Raw genomic sequence first — 19,025 nt, 5'->3', positions numbered from 1 at the left:
TATTACGCAAAAAAAAGGGGTGTTTCAACACCCCTTTTCTCATCTTGTGACGACTACGCCAGCTGTCTTAGCATGCGGCGGAGCGGCTCGGCGGCCCCCCACAGCAGCTGGTCACCAACGGTGAAGGCCGACAGATACTCCGGCCCCATGTTCAGTTTACGCAGGCGACCCACCGGGGTGGTCAGGGTGCCGGTAACGGCAGCCGGAGTCAGCTCACGCATGGTGATATCACGATCGTTCGGTACCACTTTGGCCCACGGGTTATGCGCGGCCAGCAGTTCCTCAACGGTCGGAATAGAAACATCTTTTTTCAGCTTGATGGTGAACGCCTGGCTATGGCAGCGCAGCGCGCCAACGCGAACGCACAGGCCGTCTACCGGAATCGGTGAGGCGGTCGCGAGAATTTTGTTGGTCTCCGCCTGGCCTTTCCACTCTTCACGGCTCTGGCCGTTATCCAGCTGTTTGTCGATCCATGGGATCAGGCTGCCCGCCAGAGGAACGCCAAAGTTGTCTACCGCCAGCTCGCCGCTGCGGGTCAACGAGGTGACCTTGCGTTCAATATCCAGGATCGCGGAAGCCGGATCCGCCAGCTCAGCCGCAACATGGCTGTGCAGCTGGCCCATCTGGGTCAGCAGCTCGCGCATATGCCGCGCACCGCCGCCGGAAGCCGCCTGATAAGTCGCCACGCTAACCCACTCAACCAGATCCTGAGCAAACAGGCCGCCGAGAGACATCAGCATCAGGCTGACGGTACAGTTGCCGCCGACAAAGGTTTTAACGCCGTTGTTCAGACCGGCGGTGATAACGTCCTGGTTCACCGGGTCGAGAATGATGATGGCGTCGTCTTTCATGCGCAGCGAAGAGGCGGCGTCAATCCAGTAGCCCTGCCAGCCGCTTTCACGCAGCTTCGGGTAAATATCGTTGGTGTAATCGCCGCCCTGACACGTGACAATAATGTCCAGCGCCTTCAGTGCTTCCAGATCGAATGCATCCTGAAGCGTGCCACCGGTACTGCCACCAAAGGATGGAGCAGGTTGCCCCAGCTGGGAGGTGGAGAAAAAAACAGGGCGAATGGCATCAAAATCGCGCTCTTCAACCATGCGTTGCATGAGGACAGAGCCGACCATTCCGCGCCAGCCGATAAAACCAACATTTTTCATAACGTATTCCTGCGAGGTGTGTGCTGTTTGTTCCAGGCCAGTTTCCTACTGGTTAGTCCTTCACATTACAAAATGCAGCTAAAGTCGCAAGTGAAATTAATCAATGATTGCCAGGCAATCAGTAACGTAACTAATTTTGCATAGCGGCAGCCGTCGCTGGCCCCCCGGAATACCCTAATAATTATCAGGGAATTTATATCGCGAAGGAAATATTTTCCGCCGCTATTTTATTGATCAGGATTATGGATTACGGCAGAAATTCGGTTGTTTTGCTCTTGCTAACCAAACCGGTTAAAGCCAGGCGTGGCGCGGGTTTGTGAGCCGTATGACGTTTATCGTATTTCTGATAGTGGCAGATCGGGAGAGGGGTAAAGCTAAGGGTTTTCGATATAAGTAGAGCGGAAAAATTAACCCGGCATCGCCTCGCTCCGCCGGGTGTTTCACTTTGTCGTTTAGCTCAATAGCGTAAACGCAATCATGCCGACAATCGCCCCGACGGTGCCGAGGATGGTTTCCATCATCGTCCAGGTCTTCAGCGTTTGCGCTTCGGTCGCGCCGGTAAACTTACCGAACAGCCAGAAGCCCGCGTCGTTAACGTGGCTGACGACAATAGAGCCGCCGGCGATGCAGATAGAGAGCGCCGCCATCTGCGCGCCGCTGTAGTGCAGCTGTTCGATAACCGGCATCACCAGCCCAACGGCCGTCAGACAGGCAACGGTCGCGGAGCCCTGAATAATACGCACCGCCGCCGCCAGCACGAAGCAGGTGATAGCAATCGGCAGGCCCATGCCGGTCAACGCTTCGCCGAGGGCAGGACCGACGCCAGAGTCGACCAGCACCTGTTTGAACACGCCGCCCGCACCGATGACCAGCAGGATAATGCCCGCAGGCTGGAGCGCATGACCGCAAATCTCCATCACCCGATCTTTGGCCATCCCCTGACGTACCGCAAGGCCATAGATAGCCACCAGGCACGCCACCAGAATCGCGGTAAACGGATGGCCGATAAACTCAAACCATTCGTAGGCGGTAGAGCCTTCCGGCACAAAGCGCGCGGCGATGGTTTTCAGGCCAACCAGCACCAGCGGCAGCAGAATCAGCGACAGGCTGAAGCCGAATGACGGCATTTTGCCTTCGCCGAGGTGCGGCTCGCTAATATCGTCCGGAATATGCAGCTCAACGTAACGGCTGATAAAGTTACCCCACAGCGGTCCGGCGATAATCATCCCCGGGATCGCGGCGCACAGGCCAATCAGGATCATCCAGCCAAAGTCGGCGTGCATCTGCGAGGCCAGCAGCATCGGCGCGGGCCCCGGCAGCAGGAACGCGGCCGCAGCGGCTACGCCAGCAAACAGCGGGATCACCAGCTTCACCAGGTTGGTGCCGGTGTGGCGCGCCATTGAGAAAGCCACGCTGATCAGCAGCACGATCGCCACTTCGAAAAACAGCGGCAGCGCGCAGATAAGTCCGGCCAGGCCTATCGCATAGTGGGCGCGATTGTGGCCGAAAGATTTCAGCATCTTCACGGCAATCTGGTCGACCGCGCCGGTTTCATGCAGGATCTTACCGAACATAGCCCCCAGCGCGACGACGATAGCCAGAAAGCCCAGCGTGCCGCCCATGCCTTTTTCCATCGTCGCCGCGATCTTGTCCAACGGCATTCCGGAAAAAAGCCCTGCTCCAATAGAAACCACCATCAAAGCCACGAAGGCATGCATACGCGCCTTCATCACTAAAAACAGCAGCAGCAAAACGGAGCCGACTGCTGTTAAAACAAGCGTTAATGTACTCACTATTTACTGCCTTTGTTGATCACCTCAATGGTGCTGGCGACCACGCCTTCCAATGACTGGTCGATATCGACGATTAAAACATCGTTTTCATCCGCGCCCGGTTCCTGCAGCGTTTCAAACTGCGTGACCAGCATCTGAGTTTTAAAGAAGTGGCCTTTACGCGCCTTCAGACGTTGTTCGATAACCTCGAAGTCGCCTTTCAGGTAGATAAATGAGAGGTTCGGGTTACCTTTACGCAGGATGTCGCGGTAGCTCTTTTTCAGCGCGGAGCAGACAATCAGCGACACTTTATTGGTACGCTGCATGGCAAACGCGGCATCGTTCAGCGCCTGCAGCCACGGGGTGCGGTCATCGTCATTTAACGGTTCGCCGGAAGCCATCTTGTTGATGTTGCTGCGCGGATGCAGAAAGTCGCCGTCGAGAAACGCGGCGTGCAGTTGATGCGCCACTTCGCTGGCGACAGCGGATTTGCCGCTGCCGGAAACGCCCATCAGGACATAGATGTGGTGATCATGGTTAGTCGTGCTCAAAGCTTCCTCCCACTGGACACATACGCGCAGCCTGGCAGCGTTTAACGGCGTGGAATACTGGCGTACAGGTTAATTGTTACGGGTAACTGTTATCGGTAACATTGTCATGCCGGAGTTGTGGAGAAGCAATAACCATTCGTGCCAGATGTGAATATGTGTGATCTACTTCAAATTTGTCAGTTTAAATAGATCCGCCCGGTGACAATGTGAAACCTAAATCTAACATCTTAGGCGTCACCGCTTCACCGCGAATACGCGCCAGCAGTCGTTCAGCACCAATCCGCCCCATCCGCTCGCGCGGCGTCAGCACGCTGGCCAGACGCGGCTCCATCACCTGGCCGATATCGTGGCCGTGGAAACCGGCAATCGCCATATCGTCAGGGATTTTAAGCCCCAGCCGCTGGCACTCAAACGCCGCGCCGACCGCAAGGTCATCGTTGGTACAGAAAATGCCGTCAAGCTGCGGATATTCGCGACGCGCCTGGCGCATCAGCTCAATCCCCGATGAATAAGAGGAAGACTGCTCAACCATCACGCTGTAGGGCGTCATTCCGGCATCAAGCATCGCCTGCTCATACCCCTTCTGTTTGATGATAGTACGTTCATCAAGACGTGCGCCAAGATAGGCAACGTGACGATGGCCATGATTGATAATCGCCGCGGTCATCTGCCGGGCCGCTTCAAAGTTATCAAAGCCGACGGCGATATCGAGGCACGGCGACTGGCTGTCCATCAGCTCCACAACCGGGATACCCGCCACTTCAATCATCTTCAGGGTGCGCGGCGTATGGGTTCGTTCGGTAAGGATCAGGCCGTCAATATTCCAGGAAAGCATGGATTCCAGGCGTTTTTCTTCCATTTCCGGCTTATAGCCGTAGTGCGCCAGCATCGTCTGGTAACCGAAAGAGTCGGTCACGCTTTCAATACCGCGCAGCACTTCTGAGAAAACCTGGTTAGTTAACGAGGGCAGCAGCACGCCAATAGCGCGGCTGGTGGCATTCGAGAGGATGTCGGGGGCGCGATTAGGAATATAACCCAGTTCATCGAGAGCAACGGCTATCTTGCCACGCAGCGCTTCGGAAACCTGTTCCGGGTTACGTAAGTAGCGACTGACCGTCATTTTGGTCACGCCGACAAGATCGGCTACATCCTGAAGTACGGGTCTTTTCTTTTTCATCGTCCTGACTGCGATCAACGGGGAAACATTTTCTCAGTTTATCACGGACAAAGCGCAACCTTCCCTAACATCAGGGAAGGTTGCGCAATTTATTTAGACCCGATCGGAGAACGATCAGACGGGCGGCAGATCGAACAGCAGAATTTCGCTATCGCCGTCGGCGTGTACGGAAATCGCCTGCTCGTCCCAAATGGCCAGGCCATCGCTGGTGGTGGCCTTCGTTCCGTTGATGGTGACGTCACCTTTCACCACCTGGATCCACACCCGCCGTTCAGCGGCAATCTGGTGCACCGACTGCTCGTCTTTCAGCAGCGCCCAGCGGTACAGTTCCATATCCTGGTACACCTTCAGCGAACCTTCGCGGGCATCCGGCGAAAGTACCAGCTGTTTGCCCTGCGCGGCGTCAAAGCGGCGCTGTTCGTAGCGCGGCGTGATGCCATTTTTTTCCGGCATAATCCAGATCTGGTACAGATGCAGTTTTTCCGTGTTGCTTGGGTTGTACTCCGAGTGACGAATCCCGGTACCCGCACTCATGATCTGGAACTCACCCGCCGGCACCTGCTCTTTATTCCCCATGCTGTCCTGGTGCTCAACGGCCCCTTCCAGCACGTAGGTCAGAATTTCCATATCTTTATGCGGATGGGTACCGAAGCCCTGGCCTGCATCAATCACGTCGTCATTGATCACCCGCAGCGCCGAGAAGCCCATAAAGTTAGGGTCGTAATAGTTCGCGAAAGAGAAAGTATGCCAGGAATCCAGCCAGCCGTGGTTAGCGTGGCCGCGTTCGTTAGCTTTGCGTAAGTAGATCATGTTGCACCCCCGTATGTTTTCGATGGGATAAGTGTGGACCCAATCCCCTGGCGATCATAGAGGGTGAAAATTGACTCCTCTGTTCAAAAAATATGAACGAGTGCAGAGGAGCCATGAGGGCTTATCGGGTAAGGGTAATTGTGGCCGGAGATGGCTGTTCAAAGCCGCGTTCGAGGATCTCCAGATTCGTGAGAACGTCAGATTCCTTGACGAAATTTGGCTGACCGTTAACGAGGGTTTCATACAGCGAATCATAGACCCGCCCATAGTCGCCGGTTTCAAGCGGGATCTCTTCCCGTACGGTTTCGCCCGCCTCATTGACGTACTCCAGCAGACCAACCGTCTCGTCCGCGCCGAATCCCGGCTCGCCCGGCATAATATTGGCCTTCAGGCTGGTCTCCTGCTGGTCGATACCGTATTTAATAAACGACCCTTTATGACCATGGACGATGAATTTTGGATAGGGCAGCTTCACCAGATGGCTGGTTTTGACAATCGCCTTCAGGTTGCCGTAGAACAGCTGGGCCTCAAAGGTATCGTCCGGATTGGCCTTGTTGCGCAGGCTACGGATGTCGTAAGAGACATGGTCAGGGCGACCGAACAGGGAGATAATTTGGTCCAGGGTATGGACGCCCAGGCCGTAAAACGTGCCGTCCTGAGGCAGGCCGGGTTTCCCTCCATCTACCGGGCGATAGTTGTCAAAATGGTTTTCAATCTCGACGATCTCGCCCAGCTTTCCGCTCTCAATCACTTTCTTCGTGGTCAGGAAGCAGGAGTCGAAGCGACGATTCTGGTACGGCGTGACCGTCAATCCCTTGCTTTTCGCCAGGGCGAATAGCGTTTTTGCCTCATCAAGGGTCGGGGTAAAGGGCTTTTCGACCAGTACATTTTTGCCCGCCTCCAGCGCCCTTTTGGCATAGGCAAAATGACTGTCCGCGTGGGTGCACACAATCACCAGCTTGACCTGCGGATCGTTAAGCACTTCGTCGAGGTCGCTGGTGAAGTGAATATGCGAGTATGCCGGTGCCTGTTCCTCTGGCTTTGCGCTGCGGCGAAAGATATGCGCCACGTGCCAGCGGTCTTTTCGGTGCAGGACATAGGGAAGATGATAGCGGGTGGTGCTTTTGCCGAATCCAATAAATGCGCAGTGCAAAGTCATAACGCGGTCCTTTGTTAGGTCTCTGCTATTAACCATAGCGCAAGCTGGCTGCGAACTTAACCCCTTCAATAAGTGTGCCAAATTCTTAAATGTAAAATTTAACGCTCAAATTCATTGACCCTACGGCCTGAATTCTGGATAAGAGGGCCCTCGGGAAAAGAACGTTTTTTATCCAGCGCGTGGGAGCATGACGCCGCATCGCGCTCGCCGTTTCCCAAAACACGATGACTAAAGGAGTAGCCATCTCGTTCGTATGGAAAGCAAGTATATCGCCCTGAATAGCGCCCTTCTCTTTTGGCTGCTTGGCCTGATGGCCTGGTGCTGCGAATCCACGTATCTGGCCTGGCTATCGGGCTCTTTCTCCTTGTCATCTTTCGTTTTTCATTTTCAATATCATCGGATTAACCATATGTTTAAAAAGAATAAAAACGTTGAAGCGACGCCACAGACGGTGGCTACGCCGGTACTCAACAGCGCATCCCCGTTAGCCGTTTCCCGCAAACCTGCCGCCACGGTTATCGCCAGCGGCATCCGCTTTGACGGCAATATTATCGCCGAGGGAGATGTCGATATTTACGGTACCGTAAGCGGCAATATCGACGCCGAAGAGAGCCAGATTAAGATTATGGCCGGAGGCCTGGTCGAGGGAAATATCACCTGCCGCGAGCTGATTATCGACGGCTGCATCCTCGGTCAGTGCCGCAGCGAGACGATTGAAATCGATAAGAACGGCCAGGTCACCGGCACGTTGGCCTACCGCACGCTGGCCATTAACAAGGGCGGCGTTTTTTCCGGCCAGGCAGAGCTGCTGCCTGCGGCGGCAGATAAGAGCAACGTGGTGGGGTTTATCGCGGATACCGCGGCTGAAACCAAAAACAGAGCAGACAGACACGCCGCAGAAGCGGCGCAGTAGCGTCTTCGGGTGCAGGCTGAAAAAAAGCAAAAAAAAAAGCCAGCACCCGGCTGGCTAAAGTAATACTGGAAGCAATGTGAGCAATGTCGTGCTTTCAGGCTTTCCGCAAGGGTCTCCCTGAATGCAGAGCAATAATAATCATTCTCATTCGCACTTGTCCACCTCTTTTTGCAAAAAATAGGCGTTGCTCCCTTTTTTAAAGTCAGCGATCTTTAAGGGGACGATTAACTCAAAAAGGAAAATGAAGAATGAGCGACATAGTGATACGCCATGCCGAAGCCAAAGATTACGACACAATCCGTCAGATCCATGCTCAGCCGGAGGTATATCACAATACGCTACAGGTTCCTCATCCTTCCAGCCATATGTGGCACGAGCGACTAACCGACCGACCGGGCGTCAAACAGCTGGTCGCCAGCATAGATGACCAGGTCGTGGGACACCTCGCCATTGAGGTTATCCAACGCCCGCGCCGGAGCCACGTCGCCGATTTCGGCATTTGCGTGGATTCACGATGGCACAATCGCGGCGTTGCCAGTGAGCTGATTCGCACCATGATCGACATGTGCGACAACTGGCTCCGCGTTGACCGTATTGAGTTGACGGTGTTTGTGGATAACGCTCCCGCGGTGGCGGTGTATCAGAAATTAGGCTTTGAAATTGAAGGGACGGGGAGAAAGTATGCCCTGCGCAACGGCGAATATGTCGATGCCTACTTTATGGCGCGGCTGAAGGGGTGACGCTCAACTAACCCTCTCCCGGCAGGGAGAGGGTCGGAGTGAGGGTAAACCTAATACCCTGCCGTTAAATCATCCGGGGAACGCGGATCGGATGCGCCGTACAGCGTGCCGTCCGGGCCAACCATAATACTCTGGGTGCTGCCCATCGCCTCTTTCACCGCCACTTTCTGCCCTTTGCTCTCCAGCAGCTTCAGCGTATCCGGGCTAAATCCCTTCTCTACCCGCAGTTCGTCCGGCAGCCATTGATGATGGAAGCGCGGGGCGTTGGTGGCTTCCGCGACGTTCATTCCGAAATCAATGGTATTCACCACCATCTGCAGGACGGTGGTGATAATGCGGCTGCCGCCGGGGCTACCGGTCACCAGCCAGGTTTTGCCATCTTTCACCACAATCGTTGGCGACATCGACGACAGCGGACGTTTTTTCGGCTCGACGGCGTTGGCGTCACCGCCCACCAGCCCGTAGACGTTTGGCACGCCGGGTTTAGCTGAGAAATCATCCATCTGATTATTCAACAGAATGCCGGAGTTCCCCGCCACGATGCCGGTTCCAAAGGTCGTATTCAGCGTATAGGTCACGGCAACGGCGTTACCGTCCTTATCCACCACCGAGAAATGGGTGGTCTGATTGCTTTCATACGGCGCCAGCTTACCGGGGCGAATCTGGCTCGACGGCTTCGCCTTATTGATATCAATCTGCTCAGCAATCGATTTGGCGTACGCTTTGCTGGTCAGCGCCTGCCACGGCACCTTGACGAAGTCCGGATCGCCAAGGTATTCCGAACGGTCGGCATAGGCGTGCTTTTCGGCTTCCGCCATCACCTGCATGGCGTCGGCGCTGCCGAAGCCGTACTTATGCATATCGAAGTTTTCGAGGATATTCAGGATCTGCACGATATGAATGCCCCCGGACGATGGGGGCGGCATTGAGAACACCTGATAGCCGCGATACTCGCCGCTCACCGGCGTACGTTCGACCGCTTTGTAATTCGCCAGATCCGCTTTGGTGATAAGCCCGCCGTTATTCTTCATCTCAGCGGCAATCTGGTCGGCAATCGCGCCTTTATAGAAGGCATCCGGCCCCAGCTCGGCAATCAGCTCCAGGCTTTTCCCCAGCTGTTTTTGCACCAGCTTATCGCCCTTTTTCAGCGGCTCGCCGTTTTTCCAGAAGATAGCCCGGCTGTTGGCATGGTCGGGGATCACTTCGCTGCCGTAGGTTTTCAGGTCGTCGGCCAGCGCATCATTTACCGTGAAGCCCTCTTCGGCCAGCTTAATCGCCGGGCGAATCACTTTGTTGAGCGGCATTGTGCCGTATTTTTCCAGCGCGAGGGAGAACCCGGCGACGGTGCCCGGCGTGCCGGAAGCCAGATGCGAGGTCAGCGATTTCTTGCTGTCCGGGTTGCCCTGATCGTCGAGAAACATATCCCGGGTGGCCTGTTCCGGGGCCATCTCGCGGAAGTCGATCGCCGTGGTATTACCGTCTTTGGTCCGCAGCATCATAAACCCGCCGCCGCCGATATTACCGGCCTGCGGATGGGTGACCGCCAGCGCGTAGCCCACCGCCACGGCGGCATCGACCGCGTTGCCGCCCTGACGCAGAATATCCACGCCTACCTTCGTTGCCAGCGCGTCCACCGAGGCCACCATCCCCTGCTGAGCGCGGACCGGGTGAAAAACATCTTCCTCTACGCCATAAGATACCGGCGGAGGGGCGGGATCTGCCGCGACGGTAAAACTGCCGCCCGCCAGCAACGCAGCGATGACCACCTGACGCCAGAGCGTTGTTTTTATCATTGTCATACTCCTGAATGATGTTTTTATTTATCCATAATCCTGGATGATAAGTCTTAAAAAATCATTGTTGCGCCGGAAAGGGAGTAAACTTAAGCGATCCCACGAAGTGAGGAGAGAACAATGAAAGCAATGTTATATCTGGCGGCGCTGCTGCCGCTGAGCGTCATGGCGCAGCCGATCAATATCGACAATAACCCCAATCAGCCGGGGTACGTGGTGCCCAGCCAGCAGCGGATGCAAAATCAGATGCAGACCCAGCAAATGCAGCAGCAAAACAATCTTAAGCAGAGTATTCAAAGCCAGTCGCGCGCGCAGCAGCAGCATCTTCAGACGCAGTTGAATAACGATCGGCAGCGGGTACAGCAGAATAACAATCTGACCCGTGAGCAGCCTCTCCCTAACACCAACGGTGGGATGCTGCAGCGCCAGACGACCCCGTAAGGGCCGCCTGACGCAGAAGCGGATTACGCCGGGAAATTGGGGCCGATGACGTCAATCGCATCGGTGCAGATGCTGTCCACGCCCCAACGCAGCAGCTCGGCGGCGCGCTGCGGTTTGTTAACGGTATAGACCAGAATATGCAGGCCCGCGGCCTTCAGGCTCGCCACGTGCGCTTCATCCAGCAGCTTATGGTTGAGGTGAATAGAGACGCAGCCGAGACGCGCGGTCAGTTCGCGCCAGTCGTTGCGCCACTCATCCAGCAGCAGCCCGCGCGGCAGTTCGGGCACCGCCTCCTGCGCGGCTTCCAGCGCATCAACGTCAAACGATGAGAGCAGCGGCGGCGTCATCTCCTGCCACAGCTCACGCGCCGCCAGCGCCACCGCTTTGCCGGTCAGCGGCCCGGTGCCGGTGGTCGGTTTAATTTCGATATTGGCCATCATGCCGTGCTGACGGCAGCGGTCGGCCACCTCGCTCAGCAGCGGCAGCGGCTCGCCTTTGAACTCGCCGCTGTACCAGCTGCCGGCATCCACTTTTAGCAGATCGTTCCACGCCAGTTCGCCCGCCACGCCCCAGCCGTTGCTGGTGCGTTCGAGATTGTCATCGTGCAGTAAAAAAATCTGCCCGTCTTTCGATAACTTAGCGTCAAACTCAATCATCGTATGGCCGTAACGAGCGCCGGTATCGATGGCCGCCAGGGTATTTTCCGGGGCCAGTTTACCGCCGCCGCGGTGGGCGACGATATGAGGATAAGGCCAGTGACTCATGCGCGTTGTCCTGTTTCACTATCAAAAAGATGCAGACTTTCCTGCGGCAGATGCAGCCACAGGGTGCTGCCCGCCTGCGGACGCTGCTGGTGCGGCAGCCGGACCACCAGCTTTTGCTCGCCCCAGCGCCCGTGGGCGAGGTTATCGGCACCTAAAATTTCCAGCGTATCCATCACCAGCGGTACGCCACCTTCCGCCTCGGAGCTTAATGCAAAATGTTCCGGACGGATACCCAGGGTCATCTTACGCCCGGCATAGCGGCGATGCTCGCTGTTGATGGGTAAAAGCATCCCGCCCTCAAGCTCGAAGCGGCTACCGTCGTCGCTGACCCGGCCTTCCAGCAGGTTCATTGCCGGGCTGCCGATAAAGCTCGCCACAAAGCGGCTGGCCGGTTTTTCGTAGACCTCGACCGGCGTACCAATCTGCTCGGCGATACCTTTATTCATCACCATCACCCGCTGCGCGAGGGTCATGGCTTCCACCTGATCGTGCGTCACGTACAGCGAGGTGGTTTTCAGCCGACGGTGCAGCTGCTGCAGCTCCAGACGCATCTGCACGCGCAGTTTGGCATCGAGGTTGGAGAGCGGCTCATCAAACAGGAATACCGCCGGGTCGCGCACGATAGCCCGCCCCATCGCCACGCGCTGGCGCTGGCCGCCGGAGAGTTCGCGCGGACGGCGCTTCAGCAGGCCATCCAGCTCCAGAATGCGCGCCGCTTCCTGGACACGTTCGGCAATTAATCCTTTACCTAAACCGCGAATTTTCAGGCCCCACGCCATATTCTCTTCCACGCTCATATGCGGGTAGAGGGCGTAGTTCTGGAACACCATCGCAATACCGCGATCTTTCGGTTCCATTTCGGTGACGCGCTTGCGGTCGATCCAGATATCGCCGCTGGTGACCCGCTCCAGGCCCGCCACCATGCGCAGCAGGGTTGATTTTCCGCAGCCCGAGGGGCCCACCATCACAATAAATTCGCCGTCCGCGACGTCCAGCGTCAGCGGCTGGATCACCTGGGTTTTGCCATCCCAGCTTTTGGTTACTGCCTGTAGCTTAAGTCCTGCCATTTTATTTCTCACTATCCACTAAACCACGCACAAACGCGCGCTGCATGGCTAAAACGATGACAACCGGAGGAATCAGCGTGAGCAGCATCGCCGCCATCACCTGATTCCACTGCGTGGTACCCTGGCCGATGGCGATCATCCCTTTGATGCCCGCGACCGCCGTGCCGAGATTCACGTCGGTAATGATCAGCAGCGGCCACAGATACTGGTTCCAGCCGTAGATAAAGGTGATGACGAACAGCGCCGCCAGGTTGGTTATCGACAGCGGCAGCACGATGTCGCGGAAGAAGCGCATCGGCGACGCGCCGTCGATACGTGCGGCCTCTATCAGCTCGTCCGGCAGGGTCATAAAGAACTGGCGGAACAGGAAGGTGGCGGTCGCCGAGGCCATCAGCGGCAGCGTGAGCCCGGCATAGCTGTCGAGCATTTTCAGGTTGGCGATCACTTCCACCGTCGGGAAAATACGCACCTCAACCGGCAGCATCAGCGTGATGAAAATCATCCAGAAGAACAGGTTGCGCAGCGGAAAACGAAACCAGACGATGGCGAAAGCGGAGAGCATCGAGACCGTAATTTTGCCCACCGTGATGCCGAAGGCCATGATGAAGCTGTTGAGCATCATCAGCCAGAACGGCGCGCTATTGGCCCCTACGCCGTTCACCCAGATAAATTTCATATTTTCGAGCAGATGCCCGCCGGGAATCAGCGTCATCGGCGTATCAAAAACCGCTTTACTGTCCAGCGTCGCCGCGACAAAGGCGACATACAGCGGGAACAGAATGACCGCGATCCCTAAAATCAGCATGGTGTGGCTGAAAATCGTCAGCCCGCGTCGATTCTCAATCATTGGTAGCGCACCTTTCGTTCAACGTAGCGGAACTGCACCACCGTCAGAATAATGACGAGGAACATCAGCACCACCGACTGGGCGGCGGAAGCGGAAAGGTCGAGCCCGGCAAAACCTTCACGATAGATCTTATAAATCAGCGTTGTCGTCGCCTGAACCGGCCCGCCGCCGGTTGCGGCATCGATAACCGGGAAGGTATCGAAGAAGGCGTATACCAGGTTCACCACCAGCAGGAAGAAGCTCACCGGGGCGATCAGCGGTAGCGCCAGTCTGAAGAAGCGGCGAACCGGGCCGGCGCCGTCAATCGCGGCGGCTTCTACCAGCGAGCGGGGAATAGATTGCAGCGCGGCGAAGAAGAACAGGAAGTTGTAACTAATCTGCTTCCAGACCGAGGCGAAAACCACAAGGAACATCGCCTGACCGCTGTTCTGCGCGTGGTTCCAGTCGTAGCCCATCTCACCGAGGAGATGCGTAATCAGCCCGCGTCCGGGGTTGAACAAGAAGATCCATAGCACCGCCGCCACCGCGGGCGCAACGGCATAGGGCAGGAGCATCAGCGTCTGATAGAAGCGGCTGCCGCGCACCACGTAATCCACCAGCGCGGCGAAAAACAGCGAGATCAGCAGGCCGCTGACGGTAACCATTGTGCTGAACTTAATGGTGGTCCAGAAGGAGTCCAGGTAGTACGGGTCCTGGAAGAGGGCTAAAAAGTTATCCAGGCCAACAAACTGGCTGGAGAGCCCAAACGGATCGACGCTCTGCAGTGAATACCACAGCGCTTCGCCCGCGGGCCAGATAAAAAAGATGACGGTGATAACCAGCTGCGGCGCGACCAGCACATAGGGCAGCCAACGCGAGCGGAACACCGGACGGGATGATGACATAGTTAAACTCTGAGTTGGTTTCCCCTCATCCCGGCCCTCTCCCTAAACGGACAAGAGTGAAAAAACGGCTCCGGGCGGTCCCCTCTCCCGGCCGGGGAGAGGGTGAGGGGCTGGCTATAAGATTACGACCTGGTTGACTGCTCGAAACGGCGCAGCAGCTGATTACCGCGCTCAACCGCGGCGTCCAGCGCCTGCTGAGGCGTTTTCTTCCCGGTCCATACGCTTTCCAGTTCTTCATCCACGATGGTGCGAATCTGCGGCATATTGCCCAGGCGCAGACCTTTGGTGAACGGCAGCGGCGGCTTGTTCAGCATCTGGCGCGTCGCGATATCGGCACCGGGGTTCTTATCATAGAAGCCCTGTTCGCGGGTCAGGTTGTAAGCGGCGGTGGTAATCGGCAGATAGCCGGTTTTCTGATGCCATTCGGCGGCGTTTTCCGGCTTAGTCAGGAAATCGAGGAATTTGGCGACGCCGGTATAGGTTTCTTTGTCTTTACCCTGCATCACCCACAGGCTGGCCCCGCCGATAATGGCGTTTTGCGGCGCGCCCTTCACGTCGGCGTCGTACGGCATCATCCCTACGCCATAGTTGAACTTCGCGTACTGGCGAATATCCGCGAGGGAGCCGGAAGAGGCGGTGGTAATGGCGCAGTCGCCGTTATAGAACTTCTCGGTGGATTCGTCTTTACGCCCGAAGTAGCTGAAGTCGCCTTTCTTGTTCAGTTCTTCGAGCAGAGCGATATGCTTCACCTGCTCCGGCTTGTTGAACTCCAGTACCGCATCGGTACCGTCGAAGCCGTTGTTTTTGGTCGCCACCGGCAGGCCGTGCCAGGCGCTGAAGTTTTCAATCTGAATCCAGCCCTGCCAGCCGCTGGCGTAGCCGCATTTCATCCCGGCGGCTTTCAGCTTCGCGGTATACGCCGCCAGATCCTGCCAGGTTTTCGGCGGCTGTTCCGGATCTAATCCGGCTTTTTTAAAGGCGTCTTTGTTGTAGTACAGCACCGGCGTGGAGCTGTTAAACGGCTGGGAGAGCAGATGGCCGGTTTTGGAGTCGGTGTAATATCCGGAGACGGTTGGCACGAACTGCGTTTCATCAAACTGAATGCCCGCATCGCTGAACACCTGATAGACCGGCTTAATCGCCTTCGAGGCCATCATCGTCGCGGTGCCGACTTCGTAAACCTGCAGAATAGCCGGCGCGTTGCCGGTACGGAAGGCGGCGATGCCGGCGCTCAGGCTCTGCTCATAGTTGCCTTTATACACCGGAACAATTTTGTAGTCCGGGTTGGCTGCGTTGAAACGTTGCGCCAGTGAATCAACTTCTTTACCCAACTCCCCTTCCATCGAGTGCCAGAACGGGATAGTGGTTACCGCCAGGGCTTGTCCGGCAAATGCCAGGCTGAGCGCCAGTCCTAAAGCTGTATGTCGTAACGATATCATCGGTTATCTCTCTTGTTGTTCCGGATGCGCGATTTCACGCGTTTTATGTTCGCGGGGGTAACATGACATGCTCGAATGACAGAAAAATAACTATTGCATTACAAAAATATTACAATAAATTGGCAAAAACATGATGAAACGGTGAAAAAAAAGTGGCAGGGAAATGGCAAAGCGAAAAAGAGAGGCGGCGCAGGCTACAGATAAGCGGGGATCTGTAGTTAAATAGGGGGCGTTAAACAGCACTCTCCGGCGAGCCGTCATAAGGAAAAATATGAAGACGCTTCATAAACCCACCGAACGCGTTTTACTCATTCTGGAAACCTTAGCCAACGCGGACGGAATGACGCTTTCCGAGCTATCGCTCAAAACGGATATTTCGAAGGGAACCATTTTCCCGATCCTCAAATCGCTGCAGTACCGGAAATATATCAGCCACGACGATCGCAACGGCATATATACGCTGGGGATCTCGTGCGCGGTTCTGGCCAGCTCAACGGTGGAAAAAGAGTTCTGGCTGAAAACGATCAATAGCGAAATGCACGCGGTGGTCAATGAATGCAATGAAGTTTGCCAGCTCGGCATTCTGGATGACGCCTGGGTGCTCTATGTTGATAAAGTTCAGGGCGACCAAACCGTGCAGCTGGTCTCTAAGGTAGGGACTCGCCTTCCGGCAATCTGCTCTGCCCTGGGCAAGGCGCTGCTGCATAAGCACCGCGACGAAGAGATCCTCGAGCTCTATCCGCAGGGTTTTCCTTCCGTTACCGCCCGCAGCGTAACGAATATGGCTCAGCTTCGTCAGCAGCTGGAATGGGTCGCCGCCAACGGTTATGCCATGGACGATCGGGAAATCAACGACGATACCATCTGCTTTGCCGTTCCCCTGCTGCAGAAAGGCATTATTCTGGCGGCGATCAGCGTCTCATTGCCCTCTTTCCGCGCCAGCGATGAAAAAACGCAGCAGGTTATTCGCGCGTTAAAAGAGGCAAAGGGTCGTATCGAAAGCGTGCTGAATAAGCTGCCTGATATTAAAAATTACTGATTTATTCGCCCACGATGCCGTCGGAATTGTGATTACCCACACAATACCGATATTTAATGATCCGCCGTGACGCCCGTCTCTTCTGCATAATTCCCTATTTATTCATTGAGTTAATCAACTATCCATCCGCCTTTTACGCCATTTGACTTCACGTCGATGGCGTGTTTACTTATGTTTAATCGCAAATACAAACAGTGTTTGTATATACGAACAACAAAGAGGTTGAATATGCAAAGTCGTTATATCACCCCGGCAATAACGGTTTTTGATGAGCAGGGCAGGCTGGATCCTGACGGAAATTTTCGCCTGTACGATTTTATTAAAAACAGCGTATCGGGATTTGTCGTCATGGGCAGTACCGGCGAGTTTTTCTCGCTGGATATGAAAACATCCCGTCAGATAATTCAAATGGCGGCAGAGTTCCCGCGCGAGGGAATAAAGGCCTATGCGGGTACCAGCCGCATGGATATTGACGAGTGCGTAGAGCTGGCAAACTATGCAGATGAGTGCGGGCTGGATGGCGTCATGATTATCAGCCCGTGGTACTTCCGCCTGACTGATGAAGGCATTTATACATTTTATAGCCAGATTGCCCGCCGCACCGCCGCCAAAATATTCATCTATAACTTTCCGGAGCGCACCGGCTATTCCGTCTCGCCGGAGGTCTGTTTACGACTCGCCAGCGAGTTCCCAAACATTGTCGGTCTTAAAGACACCATTCCGGACACCAATCACACGTCGCAGGTGATTCGCCAGGTAAAATCTGAACTACCGTATTTTGAAGTCTATGCCGGTTATGACAATAACTTCGCGCACAATGTCCTGGCGGGGGGCGATGGATGTATTGGCGGGTTATCCAATATTTGCCCTGAAATATTCCGCGACTGGATGCAGGTATTTAACGATAACGATGTGCAGCAAATTTCGCGGTATCAGCAAAAAGTGGATGGGTTAATGGATATTTACGCGGTTAACGATCCGTTCATTCCAACATTTAAAAAAGCGTTACAGCTGCGCGGAATTATTCAGTCCGACCGCTGCACGCCACCGTTTAGCTCGCTCGCCACCTGCCAGACCGAAAGTATTCTGCGGATACTTTCCCGCGCTGGTATTGAAATTAATGCCTGACCCCCACGCGGAGGTATTATGAAAACCATCACAGCTTACGACAATCCGGCCCTCAATTCCGCGATTACCAAATCATGGAAGCGCCTGGTGCCACTGATGTTTATTTTGTACTTCATCGCCTTTATCGACAGGGTGAACGTGGGATTCGCCAAAGAGGCGATGCAGGTGGATATTGGGCTCTCCAATTCCGCCTTCGCCCTCGGCGCGGGGATCTTTTTCGCCGCCTATGCGCTGTTTGGTATTCCCGCTAACCTGATTCTGAATAAAATCGGCGCGCAAAAATGGTTAAGCATCACCACCGCGCTGTGGGGCGTTCTCTCTGCCCTCACCGGACTGGTGCAGACGGAAACCCAGTTTATTGTTCTGCGCTTTTTACTGGGGTTAGGCGAAGCCGGTTTTTATCCCGGTATTCTGCTGCTGGCCTCCATCTACTTTCCCAATAAAGTTCGCGCCTCCGTCGTCGGTATCTTCGTGCTCGGCGTGCCGCTGGCATTAACCTTAGGCTCGCCCATCTCCGGGGCGCTTCTGGAAATGCACGGCTTCCTCGGCAAACCCGGCTGGTTCTGGATGTTCTTTATCGAAGGCATTCCGGCGGTCATCATGGGGATCTTCGCCTGGTTCTGGCTTGATGATACGCCGGCCAAAGCGCGATTCCTGAACGACGAAGAGAAAAAGGCGCTGATTGCTCAGCTTCAGCAGGAGCAGCGGCAGACGGAAACCAGCAGCGTCGGCACCGCCCTGAAAAGCCTGAAAGTCTGGCACCTGGCGCTGATCTACGGCACCATCCAGATCAGCGTTTATGGGCTGATGTTCTTCCTGCCTTCGCAAGTCGCCTCGCTAATGGGCTCCACGCTCGGCTTTAAGGAGTCGCTGGTCGCCGCCATTCCGTGGGCCTGCTCCGCCGTCGGCGTCTATTACATTCCGCGTCTGGCGGACAAAATGCCGGCCCGTCGGGTGCTGATTTCAGTCATCTGTATGCTGGCGGCGGCGCTGGGGCTGTTTGTTTCTGCCTGGTCCGGCCCGGTACTCGCCATTGCCGCGCTCTCGCTGTCGGCCATCGGCTTTCTCTCCGTGCAACCTATCTTCTGGACTTTCCCGGCGCAGATTGTGTCAGGCTCGGCGCTGGCCGCCAGTATCGGCTTTTGCACCACCATGGGCGCATTTTGCAGCTTCCTCGCGCCGCTGATTCGCGTTGAGGTCGATGCCTTCTTCGGCAACGATTCGGCGGGTCTGGTCGCCCTGTCGCTCATCACCGTCTGCTGCGCGCTGCTGATTGCCGCCCTTGCCGCTAGAAAAGCGACAAACGGCGTCGCGGTCCCCCATCACTAAGTCCTGATGCGC

Annotated in this window: 18 protein-coding genes; 6 read left to right on the top strand and 12 right to left on the bottom strand. The window is 55.7% G+C overall.

Features of this window, described 5'->3' with window-relative positions; genetic code table 11:
- Positions 1-53 precede the first annotated feature (53 nt).
- From asd to SIK97_RS04315, 6 genes are all read right to left on the bottom strand, one after another.
- Complete coding sequence (gene asd / locus SIK97_RS04340; protein ID WP_004854992.1) at positions 54-1,160, bottom strand: aspartate-semialdehyde dehydrogenase; 1,107 nt, start codon at positions 1,158-1,160, stop codon at positions 54-56.
- Between the two features lie 452 nt (positions 1,161-1,612).
- A complete protein-coding gene (gene gntU / locus SIK97_RS04335; protein ID WP_014227075.1) occupies positions 1,613-2,953 on the bottom strand; it encodes a gluconate transporter in 1,341 nt (446 codons plus the stop codon).
- Positions 2,953-3,483 carry a gluconokinase gene (gene gntK, locus SIK97_RS04330; RefSeq protein ID WP_004854998.1) on the bottom strand — a complete coding sequence of 177 codons (531 nt, stop codon included), beginning with the start codon at positions 3,481-3,483 and terminating at the stop codon, positions 2,953-2,955. The genes gntU and gntK overlap by 1 nt, the downstream gene beginning before the upstream one ends.
- Before the next feature lie 181 nt (positions 3,484-3,664).
- Positions 3,665-4,660, bottom strand: a complete 996-nt coding sequence (gntR, locus tag SIK97_RS04325; protein ID WP_004106498.1) for a gluconate operon transcriptional repressor GntR — start codon at positions 4,658-4,660, stop codon at positions 3,665-3,667.
- Positions 4,661-4,774: 114 nt separating this feature from the next.
- On the bottom strand, positions 4,775-5,470 hold the full coding sequence (locus SIK97_RS04320) for a pirin family protein (RefSeq protein WP_025107853.1): 696 nt from the start codon (positions 5,468-5,470) through the stop codon (positions 4,775-4,777).
- Positions 5,471-5,591: 121 nt separating this feature from the next.
- Positions 5,592-6,629 (bottom strand): oxidoreductase, encoded by a 1,038-nt coding sequence (locus tag SIK97_RS04315; protein WP_032751563.1) that lies wholly within the window; start codon positions 6,627-6,629, stop codon positions 5,592-5,594.
- A gap of 253 nt (positions 6,630-6,882) precedes the next feature.
- On the opposite strand from SIK97_RS04315, the gene SIK97_RS04310 reads away from it, so the two are divergent.
- Both SIK97_RS04310 and yhhY read left to right on the top strand, forming a co-directional pair.
- Positions 6,883-7,542: a bactofilin family protein gene (locus tag SIK97_RS04310; protein ID WP_032751565.1), complete on the top strand. Its 660-nt coding sequence runs from the start codon at positions 6,883-6,885 to the stop codon at positions 7,540-7,542.
- A gap of 248 nt (positions 7,543-7,790) precedes the next feature.
- The gene (yhhY, locus tag SIK97_RS04305) at positions 7,791-8,282 is read left to right on the top strand and encodes an N-acetyltransferase (RefSeq protein ID WP_032751567.1); all 492 of its coding nucleotides are present in this window, start codon (positions 7,791-7,793) and stop codon (positions 8,280-8,282) included.
- 50 nt (positions 8,283-8,332) lie between these two features.
- Here yhhY and ggt read toward each other — a convergent pair whose 3' ends face one another.
- On the bottom strand, positions 8,333-10,075 hold the full coding sequence (gene ggt / locus SIK97_RS04300) for a gamma-glutamyltransferase (protein WP_032694233.1): 1,743 nt from the start codon (positions 10,073-10,075) through the stop codon (positions 8,333-8,335).
- A 120-nt stretch (positions 10,076-10,195) separates the two neighbouring features.
- Here ggt and SIK97_RS04295 point away from each other — a divergent pair, with 120 nt between their 5' ends.
- A complete protein-coding gene (locus tag SIK97_RS04295; RefSeq protein ID WP_014227081.1) occupies positions 10,196-10,516 on the top strand; it encodes a DUF2756 family protein in 321 nt (106 codons plus the stop codon).
- 23 nt (positions 10,517-10,539) lie between these two features.
- On the opposite strand, the gene ugpQ is transcribed toward SIK97_RS04295, so the two are convergent.
- The 5 genes from ugpQ to ugpB all read right to left on the bottom strand — a co-directional run bounded on the left by ugpQ (position 10,540) and on the right by ugpB (position 15,517).
- Entirely contained in the window at positions 10,540-11,280 is a 741-nt protein-coding gene (gene ugpQ, locus SIK97_RS04290; RefSeq protein ID WP_047722852.1) for a glycerophosphodiester phosphodiesterase, read from the bottom strand.
- The gene (locus SIK97_RS04285) at positions 11,277-12,347 is read right to left on the bottom strand and encodes a sn-glycerol-3-phosphate import ATP-binding protein UgpC (protein WP_025107858.1); all 1,071 of its coding nucleotides are present in this window, start codon (positions 12,345-12,347) and stop codon (positions 11,277-11,279) included. Before SIK97_RS04285 ends, ugpQ begins: the two co-directional genes overlap by 4 nt.
- A gap of 1 nt (position 12,348) precedes the next feature.
- The gene (ugpE, locus tag SIK97_RS04280; protein ID WP_047722851.1) at positions 12,349-13,194 is read right to left on the bottom strand and encodes a sn-glycerol-3-phosphate ABC transporter permease UgpE; all 846 of its coding nucleotides are present in this window, start codon (positions 13,192-13,194) and stop codon (positions 12,349-12,351) included.
- A complete protein-coding gene (gene ugpA, locus SIK97_RS04275; protein WP_004126134.1) occupies positions 13,191-14,078 on the bottom strand; it encodes a sn-glycerol-3-phosphate ABC transporter permease UgpA in 888 nt (295 codons plus the stop codon). Before ugpA ends, ugpE begins: the two co-directional genes overlap by 4 nt.
- Before the next feature lie 122 nt (positions 14,079-14,200).
- Positions 14,201-15,517: a sn-glycerol-3-phosphate ABC transporter substrate-binding protein UgpB gene (ugpB, locus tag SIK97_RS04270; RefSeq protein ID WP_004855028.1), complete on the bottom strand. Its 1,317-nt coding sequence runs from the start codon at positions 15,515-15,517 to the stop codon at positions 14,201-14,203.
- 271 nt (positions 15,518-15,788) lie between these two features.
- Here ugpB and SIK97_RS04265 point away from each other — a divergent pair, with 271 nt between their 5' ends.
- From SIK97_RS04265 to SIK97_RS04255, 3 genes are all read left to right on the top strand, one after another.
- The gene (locus SIK97_RS04265) at positions 15,789-16,556 is read left to right on the top strand and encodes an IclR family transcriptional regulator (protein WP_014839703.1); all 768 of its coding nucleotides are present in this window, start codon (positions 15,789-15,791) and stop codon (positions 16,554-16,556) included.
- Between the two features lie 228 nt (positions 16,557-16,784).
- On the top strand, positions 16,785-17,684 hold the full coding sequence (locus SIK97_RS04260; RefSeq protein WP_047722849.1) for a dihydrodipicolinate synthase family protein: 900 nt from the start codon (positions 16,785-16,787) through the stop codon (positions 17,682-17,684).
- 18 nt (positions 17,685-17,702) lie between these two features.
- Entirely contained in the window at positions 17,703-19,013 is a 1,311-nt protein-coding gene (locus SIK97_RS04255) for an MFS transporter (RefSeq protein ID WP_032751571.1), read from the top strand.
- The last annotated feature ends 12 nt before the right edge of the window (positions 19,014-19,025 follow it).

The organism is Klebsiella sp. JN_Kp126, from assembly GCF_033843325.1.
Classification (GTDB): Bacteria; Pseudomonadota; Gammaproteobacteria; order Enterobacterales; family Enterobacteriaceae; genus Klebsiella; species Klebsiella michiganensis.
Note: the sequence above shows the minus strand (reverse complement) of the source record. Positions and strands in the feature narration are given on the sequence as shown.